The following is a 21,937-nucleotide window of genomic DNA, read 5'->3' on the forward strand; positions in this document are numbered from 1 at the left end:
GATCCATGACTTTGTTCCTCGCCATGCCCTACATCTTGATGCTGGTCTTTCATACACTGTTTCATCATGGCCTGCATGACCGGATCGTTCTTATCCATCTTACTGTGATCCATGTTTTTCATCGCGGCGCAATCCGGTTTTTTAGCGTCTTTCATGTGCTCTTTCGGGTCATGAGCCTGGGCTGAATGAGCGACGCCCAAGACGATCAGTACTAGAACAGGTGATAAAATTTTACGTTTCATGGATAGTTTCCTCGTGGGATTAGAAGTAGTGTTAATGATTAAAACCAGAATCTGAGACCGGCCACGATCTGGGTGTTCGAGCGGTCCTCGCCTGCAACGCGCCGGTATTTAGCCGTATTGCCATAAGTGCTTGTCCATTCAACCCCGATATAGGTGGCGAACTGACGGCTGTACTCATAGCGCAAACGTAGGCCCAGAGCAAGATCCGACAGACCAGAGCCCAAACCATTGTCCGGGTCGTCCTTGCCGTACAGGCTCAGCTCGGCGCGAGGTTGTAAAATCAGTCGTTGTGTCAGCAATAATTCATACTCAGCTTCAGCGGCCAGTGCGGTCCGGCCGTTGTTACCCACATAGGCGGTAAGATCCAGTTCAAACCAATAGGGGGCAAGCCCTTGTAGACCCAGCGCCATCCATTGACGATCTTTACCTTCGTCATATTGATCAATCCGAACACCGACTTGGGTGTCAAAATAGGCGTTCAGCGCATGCCCCCAGAGTAGATCGGTTGAGCTTTCTTCCAAGCTGCCATCTGAGATATCGCCTTCCGCCTTGATGACTAGCTTGTCGTAGGTAGTTCCGTACCAGCCCTGGAGATCGTATACGGTGGTATCACTGTCTTGCTGGTATTCGAAGCGGTCACCGAGCACAGCCCAATAGGCTTTTTCATCAGCCAGTTTCAGTTGTCGTGGGCCCGGCTGTGCGTAGGGCCCTTCGGTGAGCGTGTAGCCGTCAGAGTAGGCATGGGGATCGCGCGCATCGGCTGGCGCGCTGCCTCCTTGTGCCTTCATCTCACCATGATCCATCTGTGCTATGGCGTCATTCGTCTGCAAGCTGCTGGCAGATAGCATCACTGCAGCTAACCAGTTCATAGTCATCATTCTCATGACACCACCACCTCGCGGAACATGCCCGCATCCATATGAAACAGCAGGTGACAATGCCAGGCCCAGCGCCCCAAATCATGAGGAGTCGTCAGGTAGCTGATACGTTGTGCTGGTTGCACCGGGATAGTATGTCGACGTACTCGAAGCTCTCCTTGGTCAGTTTCAATTTCACTCCACATGCCGTGCAGATGCATTGGGTGAGTCATCATCGTATCGTTTTGCAATATGATTCTGACTCGTTCGTTATGTCGCAGGGATACAGGAGTGCTTTTGCCAAACTCTAAACCGTCGAATGACCAGCTGTATCGTTCCATATTCCCTGTGAGGTGGAGCTCTAACTCTTTTAGAGGTGGACGAAGGTCATCCATCACACCATCAATGGATTTTAAATCCGCCAGAGTGAGCACACGGTGTCCTTGCGGGCGTAACTGCCTCTGACTTAAATTACGCAGGCCTATGCCAGGATCATCCAGTCTTGTGCTCGGCATATCGACACGCATGTCTACAGAAGGCCCATATTCGCTACTTGCGTGGCGCACATTGGGTGAAGGTTTGGAATGCGGATTCTGTGCAGGGTGTTTTTTACCCTGCATTTTATGGTTACTTTGCTGACTATTAGTCATGCCGCTATGCATATCGGAATGTTTCATCCTTTCCGTTGCGCTTTTATCCATCCCTTTGTGGTTCATTCCTTCATGATTCATACTGCCCATCATATCGGCCATGGTTAGCCACTCGACAGGATCAAGTTTTGGTGTAGGTGCAGACAAGCCTTGGCGGGTCGCCAGTGTGCCCCTGGCATAGCCACTGCGATCCATACTTTGTGCAAAGAGGGTATAAGCGTCATCCTGTGGTTGCACTAACACATCGTAAGTTTCTCCAGGACCGAAGCGGAACTCATCAACCGTTACAGGCTCCACATCCTGACCATCGGCCTGTATAACTGTCAATTTTAAGCCCGGAATACGAACATCATAGAAGCTATTGCTGGCGGCATTGATAAAGCGAAGTCGTATGCGCTCTCCTTTACTGAATAAGCCAGTCCAATTGCCGGCGGGGGTTGTTCCATTCATCAAAAATGTCATTGTAGCTGCTGAAAGATCTGCAAGATCTGTGGGGTTCATACGCATACTGTTCCACATTTGACGTTTTTCCAATGCACCCTGAATTCCCATTTTGGATACATCTCGTGTAAAATCGAAAAATGTAGGCTGGCTGAAGTTGTAGATATCACTTTGCACCTTTAGCTTGCTAAATACATGCATTGGGTCCTCGTCTGTCCAATCCGAAAGCTGGACCACATGCTCCCGATCAGCGCTGTGCCTTTCTCCCAATCTGGGCTCGATAATAAGGGCACCGTACATTCCAGTCATTTCTTGGAACCCTGAATGGCTGTGATACCAATAAGTGCCGCTTTGACGCAACTTGAATCGGTAAATGAAGGTTTCCCCTGGTGCAATGCCTTTGAAACTAATGCCAGGGACACCATCCATCTGGTAGGGTAACAGGATACCGTGCCAGTGAATGGAAGTTGCAACCGGCAGGCGATTGATCACGCGGATTCTCACTTCATCGCCCTCTCGCAAGCGCAGCGTTGGAGCAGGGATTGCTCCATTGATGGTTGTGGCCATCCGTGTAACACCGGTAAAATTGACAGGCGTCTCTGCTATGACTAGATCAATTTCACGACCGCTTAGCACGGGTGCTGAGCCTTGCGAGGTTAGGCTTGTAATCCCAGCCTGCAGCCACCCAGGAGTGGCTGCCATCACACCACCAACTGCCAACCCTTGGACGAATCGGCGCCGACTGATATTCGGTAGTATGAATTCGGATCTTCTTTTCATCGAGCAATATTTCCCGAATGGGTTACTTGGTCTTGACAATTGGGTGTTTACGGCGGAACGTCTCTTTGATCACCGCTTTTAATACCAAACACATTAACGCCCGAGGCCTGTCACCAGCATGACTTTAGAATGACAATGTTGTAATCTTGTTGTCATACCATTGTTGGGAAGAGTGATTTATCTTAAGAATTAAGTTGGTCAGTAATAATAATATACGGAGTATTAAGCTATGCGCTTGTTAGTGGTCGAAGACGAAATCAAGACGGGTGATTATTTACAGCAAGGCCTGACTGAAGCTGGCTTTATGGTCACTTTGGCGCGCAACGGTCTTGACGGACATCACCTCGCGATGACGGAAATATTTGATCTGCTTGTGCTGGACGTAATGCTTCCGGATGTTAATGGTTGGCAAATCGTACAATCCATCAGAGAAGCGGGACACCAAACTCCCGTGCTTTTCCTGACGGCCCGCGACAGCGTGAATGATAGAGTTAAAGGCCTCGAAATGGGGGCGGATGATTACCTCGTCAAGCCTTTTGCGTTCACTGAACTGCTAGCTCGCATACGCACTTTGCTTCGCAGATGCTCGACCCCCGTACTGACTGATCAAATTAAAGTCGCTGATCTAAGCCTGGATCTGCCGCGGCACCGGGTCATTCGTGCGGGTCGAAAAATTAGTCTTAGCCACAAAGAATTTTGTTTACTGGAACTACTGGTGCGTCGCCAGGGTGAGGTGTTGCCGCGTTCGTTAATTGCCTCTCAGGTGTGGGACATGAATTTTGATTCTGACACCAACGTCATTGATGTCGCTATACGACGCTTGCGAGCCAAGATTGACGACGAGTTCGATACAAAGCTTATTCATACCGTACGAGGCATGGGTTATATGCTGGATGTTGAGGATGACCTTGATGAAATTTAGTCGGATCATCCATCGCCCGCTTTCACTGACCAACCGAGCGATGCTGTTCGTGGCGATTGCAATCAGTTTTAGTATGTTGATAATTGGACATTTGGTGCAAAGCGCAGTGGAGCGTCATTTTGAAGAGCAGGACGCCGATGAATTAGCGGTGATTACCCAAGCTGTAGAATCAGCGCTGAATAAGGCAAGCGCTGAAAGGCTCCCACCGGAAGATGTATTGGCAAAAGCTGTTTCAGGCCACCATGGTGTGTATTTTCAAGTCTGGGATGAACACCATCAGTTGATTTTTGGGCCACCAAATCTGCATCCCTCTAAGCAAACCATCACCTACTTTGCGGTAGAGAAAATTCAAGCCGACAATTTATATCGTTGGTCAGTCGATGAAAAAACCTTCCGTGGCATTGTGACGCAAACCCAAGTTGGCAACCACCGGTACCATATTGTTGCTGTCATCGATATGGGCTTTCATTTGCACTTTCTGGACAGCTTTGGGCGTACGCTATGGCTTATTATGAGTCTAGCAGGTGTGATCACATTGTTAGCAGCGTGGTTCGGTGTCCACCAAGGCCATGCCCCACTGCGTGCATTAAGCAAGGTAATTCAGAATGTTCAGGCGGATCATCTTGATGTGAGGCTGGATACTGACACGATCCCCGCAGAGCTGATTACCTTGGTTGATTCCTTTAATCGTATGATCAGTCGGCTTGAAGAAAGCTTCGACAAGTTGTCTCATTTTTCCGCTGATATTGCTCACGAATTGCGGACGCCCTTAACCAACTTGATTACCCAAACTCAAGTTGGTTTAAGTAAGTCCAGAAGCCATGATGAATATCGAGAGTTGTTATATTCAAGCCTTGAAGAACAGGAACGGTTGACCAAAATGGTGAACGACATGTTATGGCTGGCACAAAGTGAAAACGGTTTACTGAGGCCTGACCGAGAAAAGCTTGAGTTAGTTCAGGAGGTAGAAGCCACTTTTGAATTTTTAGAAGCCCTGGCTGAGGAAAAGGGTATTCGCTTTCAAGTCCAGGGGAAGCCCACAGCTTTCGTTGGGGATAGGGCAATGTTGCGACGCGCATTATCCAACCTGCTCTCTAACGCACTTCGATTTACATCCGAAGGTGGTATGGTGCAAGTCAATATATGGCAAGCCAGTAATGCTGTCTACCTGCGTGTGAAAAACCCCGGCCCGACTATAGATTCCGCACACTTACCTCATTTGTTCGACCGTTTTTATCGGGTTGACCCTTCGCGTCAACGCCAGAGTGAGGGCGCAGGACTGGGGCTAGCAATTGTAAAGTCCATCGTTGAGGCTCACAACGGCACCATCTCTGTGTCTTCAGCATATGGAATAACGTCCTTCACAATCATCTTTCAACAAGTGGCCAATGATAGGCATAGAGTAGCAGGGGCTTTGTCATGAGCCTGTTCACCATCGGAAAATATGCACAAGCTGTACAAGTCAGTGTATAAACCATCCGCTATTTCAAACACCGAGGCCTCATCACGCAAACTCTGAAACCAGTCCAAGGGTACCGCACTTATTCCTAGGGCACGCAGGCAAGGATGTTATTTTTCTAGCGCGCCACGAAGAGATCTACAACCTGTTATCACTGTGTGAGTCCCATTGTGCGGAAGTCCAGGAACTGGCTGAACACAAACTGACAAGCGTGCGTGCAAAAACCACCGAAGCGTCGTTTGGGCCAGGTATTGGATGGTCTGCAGCAAGCGTCTACAGATTGCTCTCCCGTTAAAGTAAAACTACCGTTTATTGCAAGATGTTCCATTAGTGAATCCTCAACCGGCACAACAGGGCAGTTCTTCCACATCCTTGTCAAAGGTTTGCGCACACAGTTTCAAACCTTCTATCATGGTTAAGTTTGGTTACTATCATGTATCTGATAAATACATCGCATTGTTTAGCCACTTTATTCCATGTGGTGTACACGAAGCCATTTATATTCTGGATGGACTTCTTAAAAACGAATCACAAATTCAGCCAGATACTTTACATGGGGATACGCAAGCACAAAGCACACCGGTGTTTGGATTAGCCTATCTGCTTGGTATTAATTTGAGGTAGCAACGGGATTCTAAATTTTTTTCACAAAAAGTAGTTTAAGTATTTGATTAATAATGTTGATACAATTAAAACGCGGTCATAGTAGTAGAGATTAGTATTGCGTGCGATTTGAATCATCTTGGAGCAAACATTATCACTGCGATGCCTGCATGGCATAATCGCCACGCCAGCCACATCCCCCAGTGTGGCTGAATACCATCCATTCCCTATAGCCACACCAACACAACTGTTACGTATACTCGGCCGTAAGCGGCGTATACTTCCGGTAGTCATCGAACAAGCCGTAGCCGCCTGGGGTGCACGCTCACCCCGGCATCAAGGGCCAGCCGGGACACTGTGTAGGCGCTCATTGAACACCTCCTTTTCCTCATCCGGCGCAGCACGAAAGCTGCTTCACGTCCTTGCTGAAGGTCTGCGCCGCGAGCTTCAGCCCTTCGACCATGGTCAGGTAGGGGAACAATTGGTCGGCCAGTTCCTGCACGGTCATACGGTTGCGAATGGCGAGCACCACCGTCTGGATCAGTTCACCCGCTTCCGGGGCCACCGCTTGCACGCCGATGAGCCGTCCGCTACCTTCCTCGATGACCAGCTTGATGAAGCCGCGTGTGTCGAAGTTGGCAAGCGCACGCGGCACGTTGTCCAAGGTCAAGGTGCGACTGTCGGTCTCGATCCCGTCGTGATGTGCTTCCGCCTCGCTGTAGCCCACGGTGGCGACCTGCGGGTCGGTGAACACCACGGCCGGCATTGCGGTCAGGTCCAGGGCCGCATCGCCGCCAGTCATGTTGATCGCAGCACGGGTGCCGGCCGCTGCCGCCACATAGACGAACTGAGGCTGGTCGGTGCAGTCGCCAGCCGCATAAATGTGTGGCGTACTGGTGCGCATGCCCTTGTCGATGACGATGGCCCCCTGCGCATTGGCAGCGACTCCCGCCGCTTCCAATGCCAGGCTGCGCGTGTTCGGTGCCCTGCCAGTGGCGACCAGCAGCTGGTCGGCGCGTATTTCACCGTACCCGGTGGTCAGCACGAATTCGCCGTCCACATGCGCGACCTGGCTGGCTTGCGTGTGTTCCAATACCTTGATCCCTTCGGCACGGAACGCGGCTGTAACGGCCTCGCCGATGGCCGGGTCTTCGCGGAAGAACAGCGTGCTGCGTGCCAGGATCGTCACTTTGCTGCCCAGCCGGGCAAAGGCTTGCGCCAGTTCCAGCGCCACCACAGACGAGCCGATCACGGCCAGGCGCTCGGGAATGGTGTCGCTGACCAGGGCCTCGGTGGAAGTCCAGTAGGGTGACTCTTTCAGGCCCGGAATCGGCGGCACGGCCGGGCTGGCACCCGTGGCGACCAGGCAGCGGTCGAACGCCACCACACGCTCGCCGCCATCGTTTAAACGGACGGCAAGGCTCTGGTCGTCCTTGAAACGCGCTTCACCATGCAGCACGGTGATGGCCGGGTTGCTGTCCAGGATGCCTTCGTACTTGGCGTGGCGCAGCTCATCGACGCGCGCCTGCTGCTGGGCCAGTAGTTTGCTGCGATCAATCGCAGGCACAGTCGCCGCGATGCCACTGTCGAATGGGCTTTCACGGCGCAAATGGGCGATATGGGCAGCGCGGATCATGATCTTGGACGGCACGCAGCCGACATTGACGCAAGTACCGCCGATGGTGCCGCGCTCGATCAGCGTGACGTTCGCACCTTGCTCGACGGCCTTCAGCGCCGCCGCCATCGCGGCTCCGCCGCTGCCAATAACGGCGACGTGCAGTCCGTCCCCATCACCACCAGCCTTGTCGCCACCGCCCAGCCATCCCAGCGCCTTGCCAAGCAGTCTGCCCCGCGCTGAAGTGGATGGGGCATCGGCAGGTGTGGCCTTGTAGCCGAGGCCGGCCACAGCGGCGGTCAGCGCCTCTGGCGAGGTGCCGGGATCGGTGGCGAGTTGCGCGGAGCCTTTCGGGTAGGACACGAGCGCCGACAGCACGCCCGGCACTTTCTCCAGGGCGTCCTTGACATGTGTCGCGCACGAGTCGCAGGTCATTCCGGTGATATTCAAATACATTGCATCGTTCCTTTTCGTTTCGGCAACTGCCAATGCAGTTAGCCGTGTTTGGGTGGTAGTTCGCAGCGGCGGTTGGCCGGTGAGAGCAGATCCCAGATCGACACCCCGATCATCAAGGCCAGACCGACATAGAGGAGGTTCGCCGTCCACCAATTGCCAAAAAACAAGAGCATGGCCGCCAGCACGATGGCTGGGCCGACCATCCCGAGCAGGCTGCGGTACCATTGCCGATGACTCAGCCAGCCCAGTGCATTCGCCAGCAAAGCCACGACTGCGAACAGCGGCAGCAGCTTGGAGATAAACAACCCTTCGTATTCCTGTAGAAAGCCAAGGCCGATGGCCGCGCCCAGGCTGGCGATAGCCGGGAAACAGGCAGCGCATCCCATCGCGGAAACAACGCTGCCAAGCGCGCCAGCCTTGTCGGCAATGCGTGTAATCAGTCCCATGATCGCCAGGTTCGGACTCAGTGGCTCATTGCTTAACGCTGGACGGGTAGCCCGCATCGCCAGTGGCCTTGATCAACTCATGCACACTGGTCTTGGTATCATCGAAGGTGACAACCGCTTCGCGTGGTTCGAAGGTAACGTCAACTTTATCAACGCCTTCAATCCTGGAAATCGCCATTTTGACGGTGATCGGGCAGGTGGGGCAGGTCATGCCGGGTACGGACAGCGTGACGGTCTGGGTCGCGGCCCACACGGGGGCAACAACGGCAGCGAGGGCGAGAGAGGCAAACAGTTTTTTCATGGCGAACTCCTGTGGGTTAATAGAAAAGTGGCACTACGTAGGGAAATCCGAGCGCGACCAGAACCAGCGCGGCCACGACCCAGAAAATGAGCTTGTAAGTCGCTCGCACTTGGGGAGTCGCACACACGTCCCCCGGTTTGCAGGCGGCTGCCGGACGGTAGATGCGCCGCCAGGCAAAGAACAGCGCGACCAGCGCTGCGCCGATGAAGATCGGGCGATAGGGTTCCAGCACCGTCAGGTTGCCGATCCATGCCCCGCTGAAGCCCAAGGCGATCAGGACCAGCGGCCCTAGACAGCAGGCTGACGCAAGAATGGCGGCTAGTCCGCCGGCGAAGAGTGCGCCGCGCCCGCTTTGTGGTTCAGACATACGCTTGTCCTTTCAAATTTGATTTGGATAGCTTAAGCTTACTTCCGTAGCCATGTACGGAGTCAAGCGAAATGCAAAACAATTTTGAGAATCTGACCATCGGCGTTTTTGCCAAGGCGGCCGGGGTCAACGTCGAGACCATCCGGTTCTATCAGCGCAAGGGCCTGCTGCCGAAACCGGACAAGCCCTATGGCAGCATTCGCCGCTATGGCGAGGCGGATGTGACGCGGGTGCGGTTCGTAAAATCAGCCCAGCGGCTGGGCTTTAGCCTGGATGAAATCGCCGAACTGCTCAGATTGGACGATGGCACCCACTGCGAGGAAGCCAGCCACTTGGCCGAGCACAAGCTTCAGGACGTGCGTGAGAAGATAGCCGACCTGGCGCGCATGGAGGCCGTGCTGTCTGAACTGGTTTGCGCCTGCCATGCGCGGAAGGGGAGCGTGTCCTGTCCGCTGATTGCGTCGCTGCAAGACGGAACGAAGCTCGCGGTCTAGGTGCGGGGTTGTCACGGGTTGAATTTTGCCTTCCGGGAGCTAAGTCGAGCCGTGCGAACTAACTTTCTTTTAAACTTTATTGGCGACATAGAGTTAAGACAGACGATTAACGCTGCGACCAACAAAAGCGAAGAATTTAACGGCTTTACGAAGTGGTTATTTTTTGGAGGAGAAGGGATCATAGCGCAGAATTTGAGATATGAGCAACGCAAAGTAATCAAATACAATCAGCTCGTTGCAAACCTAGTAATTCTTAATAACGTTGATTTAATGACGCGGATACTTAATGATTTGCAGCAAGAAGGATATGAGATAACTGATGAGATATTAGCTGGTTTTTCACCGTACCGAAATAGTTATATTAATCGCTTTGGTGACTATGCAGTCGACCTTAAAAGAAAGATTTCCCCATTGAGTTACAAGATAAATATCAAATAAGTTTCAACAGGTTGGAAGAGAAGTGGCTGTATTTTACCGGAATCCCGGCCGATCCTCGTTTAGTAGGGAAGAGTGGAGACTAGAACAAATAGAGTATGTACCGTTTTACATCGAATTGAAATATTAATAGGGTAGCTATGCAATATCAGGATTGGAACCACTCACGCCACGCATAGAGCTAAAATATCACGCCACATATAAAGAGCAGGGCATCTAAACGATTCTAATAATGATATTTTGACAGATTTAAAGACTGAGATGTTGCTTAAGCAATTTCATATAAGGTGCATTCACAACCATTCTCTACAGCGTATACATCTTTAATCTTATGAAGTAGATTCTGCTCGAAGTAATACTCGGCTGAACTTAGGATTTCCTGGTTTTTGATTTCAAGAAATACATACCTACCCATCCCATCGTAGCCATACCAGCCCCAGCACTTGTCATCTTTATTAAATGCTAGGGTGAGTTTAGGATCATCTCGATTGATAATTTCTAGAAATAACTCATGTACCTGCATATTGTATTGTCGAGAAAGGGTATCGAGCTCTATTAATCACATATTTAATGCCTGTTATCAAGCCGTTATAGAACATAATTCTCTATATGAATTTTGCACTAATTTACTTGTAATCCTACGTGCTTTGAAGCGTATTAGTTGTAATTGAAGTACTTTAGTTGTTAAAAGTGAAGTGTTTTAGTTGGTCATAAATGAGAAGAATTTATCTTTGCTTTTGACTCTTATCACTAATTTAACATAATATAAGTTATGCGAACATATGGTTGTGTATATGGTCGGACAAGGTTCTGCATGGATAATGCTCTATTGAGCGTTTGGGATGCTATTTTCATAGATTTTGCTAAGCCAGTCATTGATTAATACCCAACAACTGGCTTGCTAATCAGGATTTTAATTATGGTGAGTTATATTGGTTTTCTTCTTACGTTTGTACACAGTCACTGCTAACGTCACTACAGTAATTGGTATCAATATATAAAAGTAAATAAACGGTACAGCTTCAGCTAACGGTCCTGTCGTTGATGCTGGAACAGATTCAATGCAGGATTTTAGCTCTTCTAGGAAATAAATCGCTGTGCCAAAGACTGCAATGTAAATCCCTAGAACTGCTAGAAATGCGATAGCTGCAGCTGCGCCAACGAATGGCGCTGCCATGACACCGATAAGCCCTAGGCATGTTACCAGCGCGACTGCTAAGTCAGCCATGAGTCCAGCAAGGGCTGATTCTAAGCTCGCAAAGATTGCTGAACACTCGTCGGGACTACCTGCACACTCCCAAAAGTCGTATAAGGCGTAACTCGCACCTCCTAAAGATGCAATTGACGCTCCTAAAGCAACTGACGCCACGGTCATAGCAACAGGTGCGGCTCCAACCGTGAAAAATCCAGCGTTTGATGCTGCTGCCGCTCCAACCGCGACTATGGCAGCAATAAGAGCTACCTGGGCTGCTATTAAAAGCCCATAAAATATATCAAGATCACACATGATATTTCTCCTTTCAGCGTAGGTTTAGTGGGTTTGTTATTAGTGCTTTTATTATTAATTTAAAAATCTACGCCTACAGAGACTGGACGACAAGAAAAAAGGACGGATTTGGAAATGAATTTACAATTATCGCTGAAGGAGGAAAGGGGCAGTTAACCGCCCCACTCTAGTATGATTTAAGTAATTTGCTCTGTTCCCATTAATTTCCTTTTGCTAAACACTTTTTTACTATAATTCATGCTCATCCAGCCCAAAACCTTTTTTCCTTAGGTCGTTTAAATATTCCCTAACTTGAATTTGAAATTTAGAAAATAAATCATTTTCTTTCTCTAATATTTTAGTTTCATTTCTTCTTAATTTCATATATGCATTTGTTAGCACTGTATAATAACTATTCGCTGACTCAACAAGAGCAAGATTGTTAATAAGTAGTTGTAAATTATTTAAAGACCTATAACCATTTAAGTAATAATCAGTAGCTTTATCAAAGTTAACTTCTGCACCGCCTTTAATTCTTGACCTTATTATCATTATTTCTCTTATTAACTCTTCGCTATCAACAATAAAATTAAGGAGGATTTCTTTATACTCTAAATAAAGTTTCTCGTAATACTCTCTTTTTTTATCGTTATCTATTTGATTAGATACTAACTTCGATTTTATAAATTCTATAGCAGCATAAAGAAAATACCCTACCACTACTGAAATCGTTGGAACCCAAACATCCATGACTATCTCCATAATTATTATTTCAAAAGTTTAAATATCAAATGATTTGCAAGCGAAGGTTTCTATTAATGAGTCTTCAGAGTTAAATAAAACATAATCATTAATGTTGAAATCCATTATTCTTCTTAAAAACTCTTTCCTAAATTTGTTTTTTATTATAATTTTTGTGACCTTGTGTCTATTTGACTCATCTCTAAGGCAATCCATGAAATTCATTAACGTTACAGACTCTAATGCTAATCCTTCTCCGTAATAATTCTTTACACCAGAAACTGTATAATTAGCCTGCTGTAAAAAGTGTCTTCTATGGGTAGTTATATAAGGCCCAATCACATTTGTTATAGGTGATGAAACTCCCCTACCATTACTTTCTCTAAAGTTCTCTTGAAAGCAGTATACTGCTCCATCGCATTCTCCCTTCATATCCTTTAAACAAAAATATAGTGCTACTATAGGTGACATCGACCAATCTATTAATGGAGAAGGAAAACCATGGTGACGTAAATAAATCAACAGCTCTAACCATAAAAGCTCTAAATTACTGCTTCTAGTGTTTTCACTTAAAACTTCTCTTCTAATTTCTTCTATTCCTCCTCTTGGGAGTTCCCACTTCTCATTCTTGAAGGAATTAAGTTCATCAATAAAATGATTTATCCTGTTGTAATAATTAACTAGATCAAAAGTTTTTGCCCCCGCTCTCCTTTCTAGTGTTGACCTAATCCCCCATTTTTTATCCCCTTCTCCTCTGAATAAAACACTGAACCCATTGTACATATCACCATGCATTGATATTTCTTCAAACTTTTTCATTAAGCTATTCCAGCTTCTTATAGTTGTTTCCTCAATCATTTTATTCTCTCTACCCATTCAAAAAACATTTCTAACTAATTTATGAAATGTAAAATCTCATTTTTTTTCAAAAAAATCAAAAAAAGATAGTTTCAATACTCACCTCCATCTTTAATGGCTTGTAAGCAATATAACTTATTGATAATTATAAGTTATGCAATACATGCTTGAAGTTTGAGTGCCCCACATTTGATCTATCCCACCCAGCTTGTATAGTGGTTAAGAGATATTTGCTGTTCAGGGAGATCGCATGTCACATTGTTTATCTGCTCTAACTGTCCTTTCTTTAAGCTTTCTGGCTTTCCAACCTACCGCTGTGTCCGCTGAAGAAGAAACTGATGTTAATATTGGTGGCGCTGTCCGTCTGAACTATAACTGGAAAGATTATGGTGATGATGACGACGGTGCTTTTGACTTTGAGTTGTTTGCTGTTGATGTTGATGTGATTCGTGGTAACTGGTTTGTTGATGCTCAGTTTCGTTTCTATCAAACCTTTGATGCGGTTCATCATGCTGAAATTGGATATCGATTCAGTGATGAGGATACGGTAGTCGCTGGCGTCAGTCAGGTGCCTTTCGGTATTAGCCCCTATGCCTCGCATGGATTCTGGTTTGGCGGTACTTATTACCTCGGATTCGAGGATGATTACGATACTGGAGTCAAATGGACACATACCGTTGATGAATGGACCTTTGATACGGCCTACTTCTTTAATAGCGAATACGATGATTCGAGTCGTTATGGGCGTTATTCATTTGATATTGCGAGCATTGATGGACGTGATAATAAAGAGGATGGCCAGGCTAATTTTAGAGCGCAATATGCATTGGGCGATCATACGATAGGCGCTTCCCTTCAAGCAGGAAAAATCAGAAATAATACGACTAACTCTTTAGGAAACCATTACGCAGGCGCTGTTCATTTTGATGGCCATTTTGGTAGCTGGAATCTTCAATTACAGCATATTTATTACGATTTTGAGCAGGCGCCTGAATTACAGACTGCTGACGGTCGAATTGCCATGTCGGCATTTGATTTCCCTTTCGAAATTGCCACTGAAGCAAACGTTACCAGCTTTAATGTGGCTAAGTCCTTTGATATCGGAAATGAATTTGTTGATAGAGTTGTCTGCTATAACGACTTTACCTACACCGCTACACCCAATGAATTTCAACTCACAGATTCAATTCAAAACGTCACTGGTTGCACCCTCATAAAAGGTGGTCTTTATACTTATATTGACTGGATCGCTGGTAAAAACATGTGGTTTGCTGGCGGACCTGGTATAGGTGTCTACGATGGGCCTGAAAAGTGGCATTCACGCCTAAACATTAACATTGGTTATTACTTCTAGGGAGAATCCATGAGTCAACAAAACGACCCTAATACTCCGCAAAATCCATTGCATGAAAGGTTTGATACTGATCATGAAATAGGCGAAAACAATGTCGAAATACTGGGTATGGATCTGCATAACCCGGTATTTTTTGCATCATCTTTTTTCGTTATCTTCTTTGTTCTTTTAACCCTGCTATTTCCCGACAGATCCGGGGCTTATTATGAGGCAGCCAAGTCTTGGTCTATCGAAAATTTTGATTGGTTGTTTATGATCAGCGGTAACGTGTTTGTGATTTTCTGTATTGTGTTGCTGTTGTCGCCGTACGGTAAAATCCGTATCGGCGGTAAAAAAGCGAAACCGGATTTTAGTGTTCTGTCCTGGTTTGCCATGCTATTCGCTGCTGGTATGGGTATTGGGTTAATGTTCTGGAGTGTGGCAGAACCTGTTGGCTATTACACCAACTGGGCTGGAACCCCCTTCAATGTGCCGCCCGGAACTCCAGAAGCTCGTGAATTAGCGATGGGTGCGACCATGTTCCATTGGGGTCTACATCCCTGGGGTATTTATGCGGTCGTTGCCCTCTCCCTCGCCTTCTTTTCCTATAACTGCAACATGCCACTAACCATTCGTTCCAGCTTTTATCCGTTATTCGGTGAGCGTGTTTGGGGTACGGTCGGCAATGTCATCGATACCATTGCCGTGTTAGCCACGATATTTGGTTTAGCGACTTCGTTAGGATTTGGTGCGCAACAGGCGGCAGGTGGTCTGCATTATCTGTTTAATGACATTCCTAATAACATTACAACACAAATGGCTATCATATTTGGGGTTACCGTCATTGCTATATTCTCAGTTATCAGAGGCCTAGAGGGCGGAGTAAAAGTTCTGAGTAACATCAACATGTCGTTAGCTGCCCTACTCATGATTTTTGTGATTATTGCAGGCTCCACTGTGCTCATTCTTAATGGAATTGGTAAAACTTTGTGGGTGTATATTGAGAATATTGTGCCGTTGAGCAATTGGGTTGGTAGAGAAGATAAGACTTTTTATACCGGCTGGACAATTTTCTATTGGGCCTGGTGGATTTCATGGTCGCCATTTGTGGGTATGTTTATCGCACGAGTTTCTAAAGGTCGAACTGTAAGGCAGTTTATTGCTGCAGTTCTAATTATCCCAACACTTTTAAGCGCTGTGTGGATGACCACATTTGGCACAATGGGTTTAGAGCAAGTCCAAAATCAAGTTGGCGAATTAGCTAATGGCATTACAGACAAGTCACTGGCTCTTTTCCAAATGTTGGAAAATTTACCTTATGGTATCGTTACTTCAATCATCGCAATTATCCTGGTTTTGGTGTTCTTTATCACCTCCTCTGACTCAGGATCATTGGTTATCGACAGTATTACCGCTGGCGGTAAGGTTGATGCACCAGTCACTCAAAGAGTTTATTGGGCAGTGATGGAAGGCGTTATTGCCGCTGTACTGCTTTTTGGTGGCGGAAAAGAGGCTTTGGGTGCTTTGCAGGCTGCGGCGATTACCGTTGGTCTGCCCTTCTCTATCGTGCTGCTTCTGATGTGTGTCAGTTTATTTATTGGGTTAAGAGCTGCCTACAACCTTAATTATAAAAATGCAGATGACTAGAAAATTAATTTAAAAAGCCCCGTCAGGGGCTTTAATTTGGCCAGTTATCCTTATCATTTATAGGAGAGGAGCGCAGTTTTTTACTCTGTTTATTTGTGCCATACTTTGCACTCTAAATTATCGAGTTATTAAACATGCTTACAGAACAAGAGCTTATTCACTATAGCCGTCATATTATCTTGCCTAAAATTGATGAAGAGGGTCAGGCAAGAATCAAACAATCTAAAGTTCTCATCATAGGAATGGGAGGCTTAGGCTCGCCAGTTGCCTTGTATCTGGCTGCTGCGGGAGTTGGTCACCTATATATTGCAGACCATGACAAAGTTGAACGCTCAAACCTGCAACGCCAGATAATTCATACACTCAACAGCTTAAATCAAACAAAAGTCGACTCAGCTAAGTCAACCATTGAGCATTTAAATCCGTGGGTTCAGGTAACATGCATTGCTGATAAACTCGAAGGAGAACAACTTGAATCAATGATCGCCAAAGTCGATGTGGTGATTGATTGTTGTGATAATTTTGCGACTCGATTTGCAGTCAACCGAGCATCAGTGAAGCATGCTAAGCCCTTAGTATCAGGTGCTGCTATTAGATTTGAAGGACAGGTAGCAGTGTTTAATTACAATGAATTATCGCCTTGCTATCAATGTCTTTACCAACCAGACATTCAGCTTGATGAAAACTGTTTTGATCAAGGTGTTCTATCACCTGTAGTAGGAACCATAGGCACTTTACAAGCGACAGAAGCCTTAAAAATCATCTCCGGTGCAGGCCAGGTAGCGGACGGGCAGCTACTAGTTTACGATGCCTTAAGCTTTGACTTTAGAAAAATGAAAGTCGCTAAAGATATCAGCTGCCCAGTCTGTTCTTGATCAGCATCACCGCTTATCAAGAGCCATTAATCAAGATATGGACCCAAATGCTGGCTGCATAACCTAAGGCAATCACTGGCGTCCATTTCAGGTGAGTCATGAATGTATAGTGGCCACGTGCCTGGCCCATCAATGCAATACCTGCTGCTGAGCCGACCGAAAGTAAACTACCACCAACACCTGCAGTTAATGTCACCAGTAGCCACTGCGCATGCGACATATCTGGTTGCATAGTCAGCACCGCAAACATGACTGGAATATTATCCACAATGGATGACAATATACCGACTAAAACGTTAGCTGGTGTTGCTCCAAGTTCGCCATACATATAGCTTGATGCCATGCCTAAGTACCCTAAGAAACCTAAACCACCCACGGCCAGAATCACACCGTAGAAGAAGAACAATGTGTCCCACTCGGCTTGTGCTATACGGTCAAAAATATCGTAAGGCCTTTGAGTTGATACGCTAGTAGGATTTTCTTCAGTTTCTTTTTTGTGTTGTTTGCGTAAGAAAAAGCCATAGAACTTCAGGAATCCAAGTCCGAGCATCATACCGATAGCTGGTGGCAAGTGCAGGAAGTTGTGGAACGAAATCGCTGTAATAATAGTTAACAGGAATAGACCTACAATGATTAAGCCACCCTGCTTTATCTGCGCATGACTCCCCGCTTCTATTGGCTTAGGTTTACCATTCATTATCGCAAACTGCATGATAATTGCCGGAACCAGGAAATTAACTAAGGATGGAATAAATAGCGCAAAGAATTCTGAGAATTCAACCATACCTTTTTGCCAGACCATCAGTGTTGTGATGTCACCAAACGGGCTAAAAGCACCGCCTGCGTTAGCTGCAACCACAATGTTTATGCAGCTAAGGCCAACAAATTTTGCATGACCGTTCCCGACTGCTAATACAACAGAACACATGATCAATGCTGTGGTCAGGTTATCGGCTATTGGTGAAATAAAGAATGCCAGAATCCCGGTCATCCAGAACAGCTGCTTGTAGGTAAAACCTTTATTGACCAACCAGTCACGCAAAGCGTCAAAGACATCACGTTCAATCATGGCATTGATATAGGTCATCGCCACAAGTAGGAAGAAAAATAGCTCTGCGTATTCCAAGAAGTTGTGGCGCACCGCTTCTTCAGCTAGCTGAGACATACCATGCTGATGATAGACAATCCCAATGACCAGCCAGATTAAACCTGCTGCAACCAAGATCGGTTTAGATTTTCTCAGGTGAATTTTTTCTTCGAAAATAACCAGCGAATAAGCTAGAACAAAGATGGCTATGGCTAAAAAGCCAACCCAATGGTCGGTTAAATTAAGTAAAGTATTGGTTGAGACATCTGCTGCAAGCAATTGAAAAGGAAAGAGTAATAAAGCTAAAAATAGAAAATATGAATGCTTTTTCATGGTGATGACCATGGCTATCTTTTTTAAGGTGGCGCAATTATAGGTATCTATAGCTAGATGTCATAGATCTAAATCAATGTTTTTGTAGTATTTGTTGTATGGGGTGGGATAAGTAAAGGTTATGGGTTGGTTTATTACCTGGTGGGGCACCCTTTTGTAACAGTGCATACGAGTAGCAGTTGGTTTTATAATCCAGCTGTTTTATAGATAGAAAAAAGCAGATCCTGAATCAAGTTCAGGATGACAAGACTTTGTTGAGCGCTGCTGACCTGATACAGATCATCGAAACCGGCTTGTCATTCCGGCCTACGAGCCGGAATCTAGCTCACTCAACCACCAACTCGCCTTTATACATCTGCATCTGGCAGTGAAATTGATAATTGCCCTTCTCCAGTTTTTTCAGCTTGATGCTTTTTGTCTTATTAACTTGCAAGCTTTCACTGATATCAAGTTCAGGAAAAATCACCATTTCTGCGCAAGGTGTTTCATCCTTTCGTAAAAATTCCAAGCTAATTTCAGTATCCACTGGAACACTGATATGGGCGGGTTGATACACACCATCTTCAACGATGATTTTAATTACATCCTGATCTTTTGCCTGGACATTCTTAGGTTTATAAATCCAGAACCAATAAATAATAAGCGCTATCAGTGCTAAGCCAATTATGTTTATAACCAGTAAATTCATGTGATGTCCTTTTTGGCTTAATGGTCTTTAGGTTTGAAAAAACGTAGGCGGTTGGCATTAGTCACCACGGTCACCGATGAGAATGCCATGGCTGCACCTGCAATGACGGGGCTCAGCAAAATACCGAAGAAGGGATACAACAAGCCTGCGGCAATAGGTATGCCCGCAACATTATAAATAAAGGCGCCAAACAGGTTTTGTCTGATGTTACGCAATGTGGCTTTACTGGTAGCCACGGCATCCGCAAGGCCATGTAGAGAACCGCGCATCAAAGTAATATCAGCGCTTTCAATAGCAACGTCAGTACCCGTTCCAATGGCAAAGCCAACATCTGCTTGTGCCAGCGCTGGTGCATCATTGATACCATCACCGGTCATGCCAACAAGCTCGCCTTCCTTCTGCAGTTGTTTTACCTTGTCAACTTTATCCTCTGGTAAAACCTCCGCAAAAAACTCTTCAATGCCGACTTTATTAGCTACTGCTTTGGCTGTGGCTTTATTATCACCGGTCAGCATTACAACTCGGATATTCGCTTGCTGTAATCGTTTAATTGCTTCGATAGAATCTTCTTTTATAGGATCGGCCACCGCTAAAATAGCAGCGAGTTGTTTATCAACGGCAAAGTACATTGGTGTTTTCGCCTCGCCAGCAAGCTCCTGTGCTCTATCGACTGCATGGTCAATATCAATGCCTTGGTCCCGCATTAGCTTTTCATTACCAAAATAAAGATGCTTACCATCAACCTTTCCCTCTACACCATGTCCGGCAATAGAATTAAAGTCTGAGCTTTTGCTGAGTTCAATATCTTTTTCTTTTGCCGATTCAACAATGGCTTGTGCAAGAGGATGCTCCGAGCCTGTTTCGAGACTGGCTGCCAGTTGTAGCGCATCATTTTCAGAGAAGTCATTATAGGCAACAATGTCGGTAACTTTGGGCGAGCCTTCTGTAATCGTGCCAGTTTTATCGAGCACCATGGCTGTAATTTTCGAAGCAGTCTGCAACGACTCACCATTGCGAATCAATACACCCGCTTCTGCGGCTTTACCAACACCCACCATAACTGACATGGGCGTTGCTAAACCTAGCGCACAGGGACAGGCAATAATCAGAACGGTAGTCGCAGAAACCACGGCAAAGGCAATGGCATCTTGTGCTCCGAAATTCAGCCAAACCAAGGCACTAATAACCGCAATAATCATGACAGTCGGCACAAAATACGCGGCGATAACGTCCGCTAATCTACCAATTGGAGGCTTAGAGTTTTGCGCCTGCTTAACCATTTTAATAATTTGCGCCAGGGCCGTATCTTTACCCACTCGAGTGGCTTTAAAAATTATGGTTCCGCTTTTATTAATGGTTCCGGCTGAAACCTCGTCGCCCTCTCCTTTTTCAACGGGCATGGGTTCGCCCGTTAGCATCGATTCATCAAGCGTGGAGCTGCCTTCAGTCACAACGCCATCAACAGGAATCTTTTCACCAGGGCGTACTCGCACCAGGTCATCTTTTTGTACATCCTCAATGGGAATATCTTTCTCATCACCGTCACGAATCACTCTTGCAGTTTTAGCCTGTAAGCCAATCAAGCGTTTAATAGCTTCTGAGGTCCTACCGCGCGCTCTAACTTCTAAGGCCAGGCCCAAATTAATAAGACCAATAATCATGGCTGTTGCTTCGAAATAGACGTGACGTGCCATTTCGGGTAACGAATCAGGGAAAAATACCACAATCATTGAATAGACCCAGGCCGTACCTGTGCCCAATGCAATCAGAGTCTCCATATTCGCGGAGTGATTTTTGAAGGATTTCCAGGCGCCAGTGAAAAAATGTTTTCCTGAGAAATACATGATGGCCAATGTGATCAGTCCAACAACCAACCAGGCAATGCGTTCTTTTGGGGTGGTTACGGTCATGGCTCCGCCTAATAACCCATAAGCCATTAAAGGCACACCAACTCCAAGCGCAATCCACATCTTGGTCATCAGACGCTTATAGTAAGCTTTATTAGCCTGTTCCTTTTCTTCCAGCGCGTCGCTTTCTGATTCATTTTCAATTAACGACGCCTGATAGCCCGCATTCTCAACAGCTTCAATCATGGTGTCGGTATTTGCAGACCCTTTAACGGTAACGGTGCGGTCTGCGAAGTTCATCTCGGCGCTTTCAACGCCTGAAATACTTTTTAAAGCACCTTCAATTTTACCGACGCAACTGGCGCAGCCTGCTCCTTCAATATTGAGCTCTACGGCTTTTGAATGGGAAGAATGTTCACTCATGCAGCTTAACCTTAACCATTAATGGTAATGCTTACTGTGTTAATACCTATTACTCTATCACTAGTTATTTAGAAAAATAACCATAAGATTTTGGGGGCTTACTGACCTCGTTTAAACCATCGTATTTAACCATGATTGACATATATGCCTTTTCATATATATTGGCCGCCATATATGTCTTTATGGGGCAATTAGATGGAACCGACTAATTTTTTTAAATGCCTGGCCGATGAGACCCGATTGCGAAGTTTGCTCTTAATACAACAAGAGTCTGAGCTATGTGTATGTGAGCTGATGGAAGCATTAGACGAGAATCAGCCAAAAGTTTCACGCCATTTAGCACAATTACGCCAATGCGGACTGCTTCTCGATAGGCGTGATGGCAAGTGGGTTTACTACCGCTTAAACCCCGAGCTACCCAATTGGACTGTCAAAGTGCTAGCCGAAACTGCGCAAAGTAACCAGCAATTTGTAGCAAATAACATTAAGCGTCTTGGAAACATGGCAAATAGACCAGAACGCTCTCTATGTTGCTAAATTGCATTTATTTA

At 46.4% G+C, this 21,937-nt stretch carries 20 protein-coding genes and 4 pseudogenes; 9 read left to right on the forward strand and 15 right to left on the reverse strand.

Annotated elements, in window-relative coordinates:
- Window positions 1-38: 38 nt before the first annotated feature.
- The 3 genes and pseudogenes from CW740_RS12665 to CW740_RS06205 form a co-directional block, all read right to left on the reverse strand.
- Window positions 39-242, reverse strand: a pseudogene (locus CW740_RS12665) (hypothetical protein); the annotation flags it as partial.
- 38 nt (window positions 243-280) lie between these two features.
- On the reverse strand, window positions 281-1,117 hold the full coding sequence (locus tag CW740_RS06200; protein ID WP_373286463.1) for a copper resistance protein B: 837 nt from the start codon (window positions 1,115-1,117) through the stop codon (window positions 281-283).
- A 5-nt stretch (window positions 1,118-1,122) separates the two neighbouring features.
- Window positions 1,123-2,970 carry a copper resistance system multicopper oxidase gene (locus tag CW740_RS06205; RefSeq protein ID WP_106646707.1) on the reverse strand — a complete coding sequence of 616 codons (1,848 nt, stop codon included), beginning with the start codon at window positions 2,968-2,970 and terminating at the stop codon, window positions 1,123-1,125.
- A 229-nt stretch (window positions 2,971-3,199) separates the two neighbouring features.
- On the opposite strand from CW740_RS06205, the gene CW740_RS06210 reads away from it, so the two are divergent.
- The 3 genes and pseudogenes from CW740_RS06210 to CW740_RS06220 all read left to right on the forward strand — a co-directional run.
- The gene (locus CW740_RS06210; RefSeq protein WP_106646708.1) at window positions 3,200-3,892 is read left to right on the forward strand and encodes a heavy metal response regulator transcription factor; all 693 of its coding nucleotides are present in this window, start codon (window positions 3,200-3,202) and stop codon (window positions 3,890-3,892) included.
- Entirely contained in the window at window positions 3,882-5,315 is a 1,434-nt protein-coding gene (locus tag CW740_RS06215) for a heavy metal sensor histidine kinase (protein ID WP_106646709.1), read from the forward strand. The genes CW740_RS06210 and CW740_RS06215 overlap by 11 nt, the downstream gene beginning before the upstream one ends.
- Before the next feature lie 459 nt (window positions 5,316-5,774).
- Window positions 5,775-5,969 (forward strand): annotated as a pseudogene (locus CW740_RS06220) (Tn3 family transposase); the annotation flags it as partial.
- A 278-nt stretch (window positions 5,970-6,247) separates the two neighbouring features.
- On the opposite strand, the pseudogene CW740_RS12440 reads toward CW740_RS06220, so the two are convergent.
- The 5 genes and pseudogenes from CW740_RS12440 to merT form a co-directional block, all read right to left on the reverse strand.
- Window positions 6,248-6,325 (reverse strand): annotated as a pseudogene (locus CW740_RS12440) (transcriptional regulator MerD); the annotation flags it as partial.
- Between the two features lie 17 nt (window positions 6,326-6,342).
- Window positions 6,343-8,025, reverse strand: coding sequence for a mercury(II) reductase (gene merA, locus CW740_RS06225; protein WP_106646710.1), 1,683 nt, complete (start codon window positions 8,023-8,025; stop codon window positions 6,343-6,345).
- Between the two features lie 38 nt (window positions 8,026-8,063).
- Complete coding sequence (gene merC / locus CW740_RS06230; protein ID WP_000522993.1) at window positions 8,064-8,471, reverse strand: organomercurial transporter MerC; 408 nt, start codon at window positions 8,469-8,471, stop codon at window positions 8,064-8,066.
- Between the two features lie 25 nt (window positions 8,472-8,496).
- Window positions 8,497-8,772 carry a mercury resistance system periplasmic binding protein MerP gene (gene merP / locus CW740_RS06235; RefSeq protein ID WP_106646711.1) on the reverse strand — a complete coding sequence of 92 codons (276 nt, stop codon included), beginning with the start codon at window positions 8,770-8,772 and terminating at the stop codon, window positions 8,497-8,499.
- Window positions 8,773-8,788: 16 nt separating this feature from the next.
- A complete protein-coding gene (merT, locus tag CW740_RS06240; protein WP_106646712.1) occupies window positions 8,789-9,139 on the reverse strand; it encodes a mercuric ion transporter MerT in 351 nt (116 codons plus the stop codon).
- 71 nt (window positions 9,140-9,210) lie between these two features.
- On the opposite strand from merT, the gene merR reads away from it, so the two are divergent.
- Entirely contained in the window at window positions 9,211-9,633 is a 423-nt protein-coding gene (gene merR, locus CW740_RS06245; RefSeq protein WP_106646713.1) for an Hg(II)-responsive transcriptional regulator, read from the forward strand.
- 18 nt (window positions 9,634-9,651) lie between these two features.
- Window positions 9,652-10,071: pseudogene (locus CW740_RS06250) on the forward strand (Tn3 family transposase); the annotation flags it as partial.
- 265 nt (window positions 10,072-10,336) lie between these two features.
- On the opposite strand, the gene CW740_RS06255 reads toward CW740_RS06250, so the two are convergent.
- The 4 genes from CW740_RS06255 to CW740_RS06270 all read right to left on the reverse strand — a co-directional run bounded on the left by CW740_RS06255 (window position 10,337) and on the right by CW740_RS06270 (window position 13,153).
- Window positions 10,337-10,591 (reverse strand): hypothetical protein, encoded by a 255-nt coding sequence (locus CW740_RS06255; protein WP_106646715.1) that lies wholly within the window; start codon window positions 10,589-10,591, stop codon window positions 10,337-10,339.
- 390 nt (window positions 10,592-10,981) lie between these two features.
- Window positions 10,982-11,575: a hypothetical protein gene (locus CW740_RS06260; protein WP_106646716.1), complete on the reverse strand. Its 594-nt coding sequence runs from the start codon at window positions 11,573-11,575 to the stop codon at window positions 10,982-10,984.
- Between the two features lie 228 nt (window positions 11,576-11,803).
- On the reverse strand, window positions 11,804-12,304 hold the full coding sequence (locus tag CW740_RS06265; RefSeq protein WP_106646717.1) for a hypothetical protein: 501 nt from the start codon (window positions 12,302-12,304) through the stop codon (window positions 11,804-11,806).
- Between the two features lie 30 nt (window positions 12,305-12,334).
- A complete protein-coding gene (locus CW740_RS06270) occupies window positions 12,335-13,153 on the reverse strand; it encodes an FRG domain-containing protein (protein WP_157826404.1) in 819 nt (272 codons plus the stop codon).
- Between the two features lie 250 nt (window positions 13,154-13,403).
- Between CW740_RS06270 and CW740_RS06275 the strand changes: the two genes are divergently transcribed.
- The 3 genes from CW740_RS06275 (at window position 13,404) to CW740_RS06285 (ending at window position 17,008) form a co-directional block, all read left to right on the forward strand.
- Complete coding sequence (locus tag CW740_RS06275) at window positions 13,404-14,507, forward strand: hypothetical protein (protein WP_106646719.1); 1,104 nt, start codon at window positions 13,404-13,406, stop codon at window positions 14,505-14,507.
- A gap of 9 nt (window positions 14,508-14,516) precedes the next feature.
- Window positions 14,517-16,133, forward strand: coding sequence for a BCCT family transporter (locus CW740_RS06280; RefSeq protein WP_188459691.1), 1,617 nt, complete (start codon window positions 14,517-14,519; stop codon window positions 16,131-16,133).
- 134 nt (window positions 16,134-16,267) lie between these two features.
- Complete coding sequence (locus CW740_RS06285; protein WP_106646720.1) at window positions 16,268-17,008, forward strand: HesA/MoeB/ThiF family protein; 741 nt, start codon at window positions 16,268-16,270, stop codon at window positions 17,006-17,008.
- 16 nt (window positions 17,009-17,024) lie between these two features.
- Here CW740_RS06285 and nhaD read toward each other — a convergent pair whose 3' ends face one another.
- The 3 genes from nhaD to CW740_RS06300 form a co-directional block, all read right to left on the reverse strand.
- A complete protein-coding gene (gene nhaD, locus CW740_RS06290) occupies window positions 17,025-18,428 on the reverse strand; it encodes a sodium:proton antiporter NhaD (protein WP_227523798.1) in 1,404 nt (467 codons plus the stop codon).
- Between the two features lie 325 nt (window positions 18,429-18,753).
- Window positions 18,754-19,116 (reverse strand): cupredoxin domain-containing protein, encoded by a 363-nt coding sequence (locus CW740_RS06295; protein WP_106646722.1) that lies wholly within the window; start codon window positions 19,114-19,116, stop codon window positions 18,754-18,756.
- A gap of 17 nt (window positions 19,117-19,133) precedes the next feature.
- Complete coding sequence (locus CW740_RS06300; RefSeq protein ID WP_106646723.1) at window positions 19,134-21,386, reverse strand: heavy metal translocating P-type ATPase; 2,253 nt, start codon at window positions 21,384-21,386, stop codon at window positions 19,134-19,136.
- A 195-nt stretch (window positions 21,387-21,581) separates the two neighbouring features.
- On the opposite strand from CW740_RS06300, the gene CW740_RS06305 reads away from it, so the two are divergent.
- On the forward strand, window positions 21,582-21,923 hold the full coding sequence (locus CW740_RS06305; protein ID WP_106646724.1) for a metalloregulator ArsR/SmtB family transcription factor: 342 nt from the start codon (window positions 21,582-21,584) through the stop codon (window positions 21,921-21,923).
- The last annotated feature ends 14 nt before the right edge of the window (window positions 21,924-21,937 follow it).

Source organism: Kangiella profundi (assembly GCF_002838765.1).
Taxonomy (GTDB): domain Bacteria; phylum Pseudomonadota; class Gammaproteobacteria; order Enterobacterales; family Kangiellaceae; genus Kangiella; species Kangiella profundi.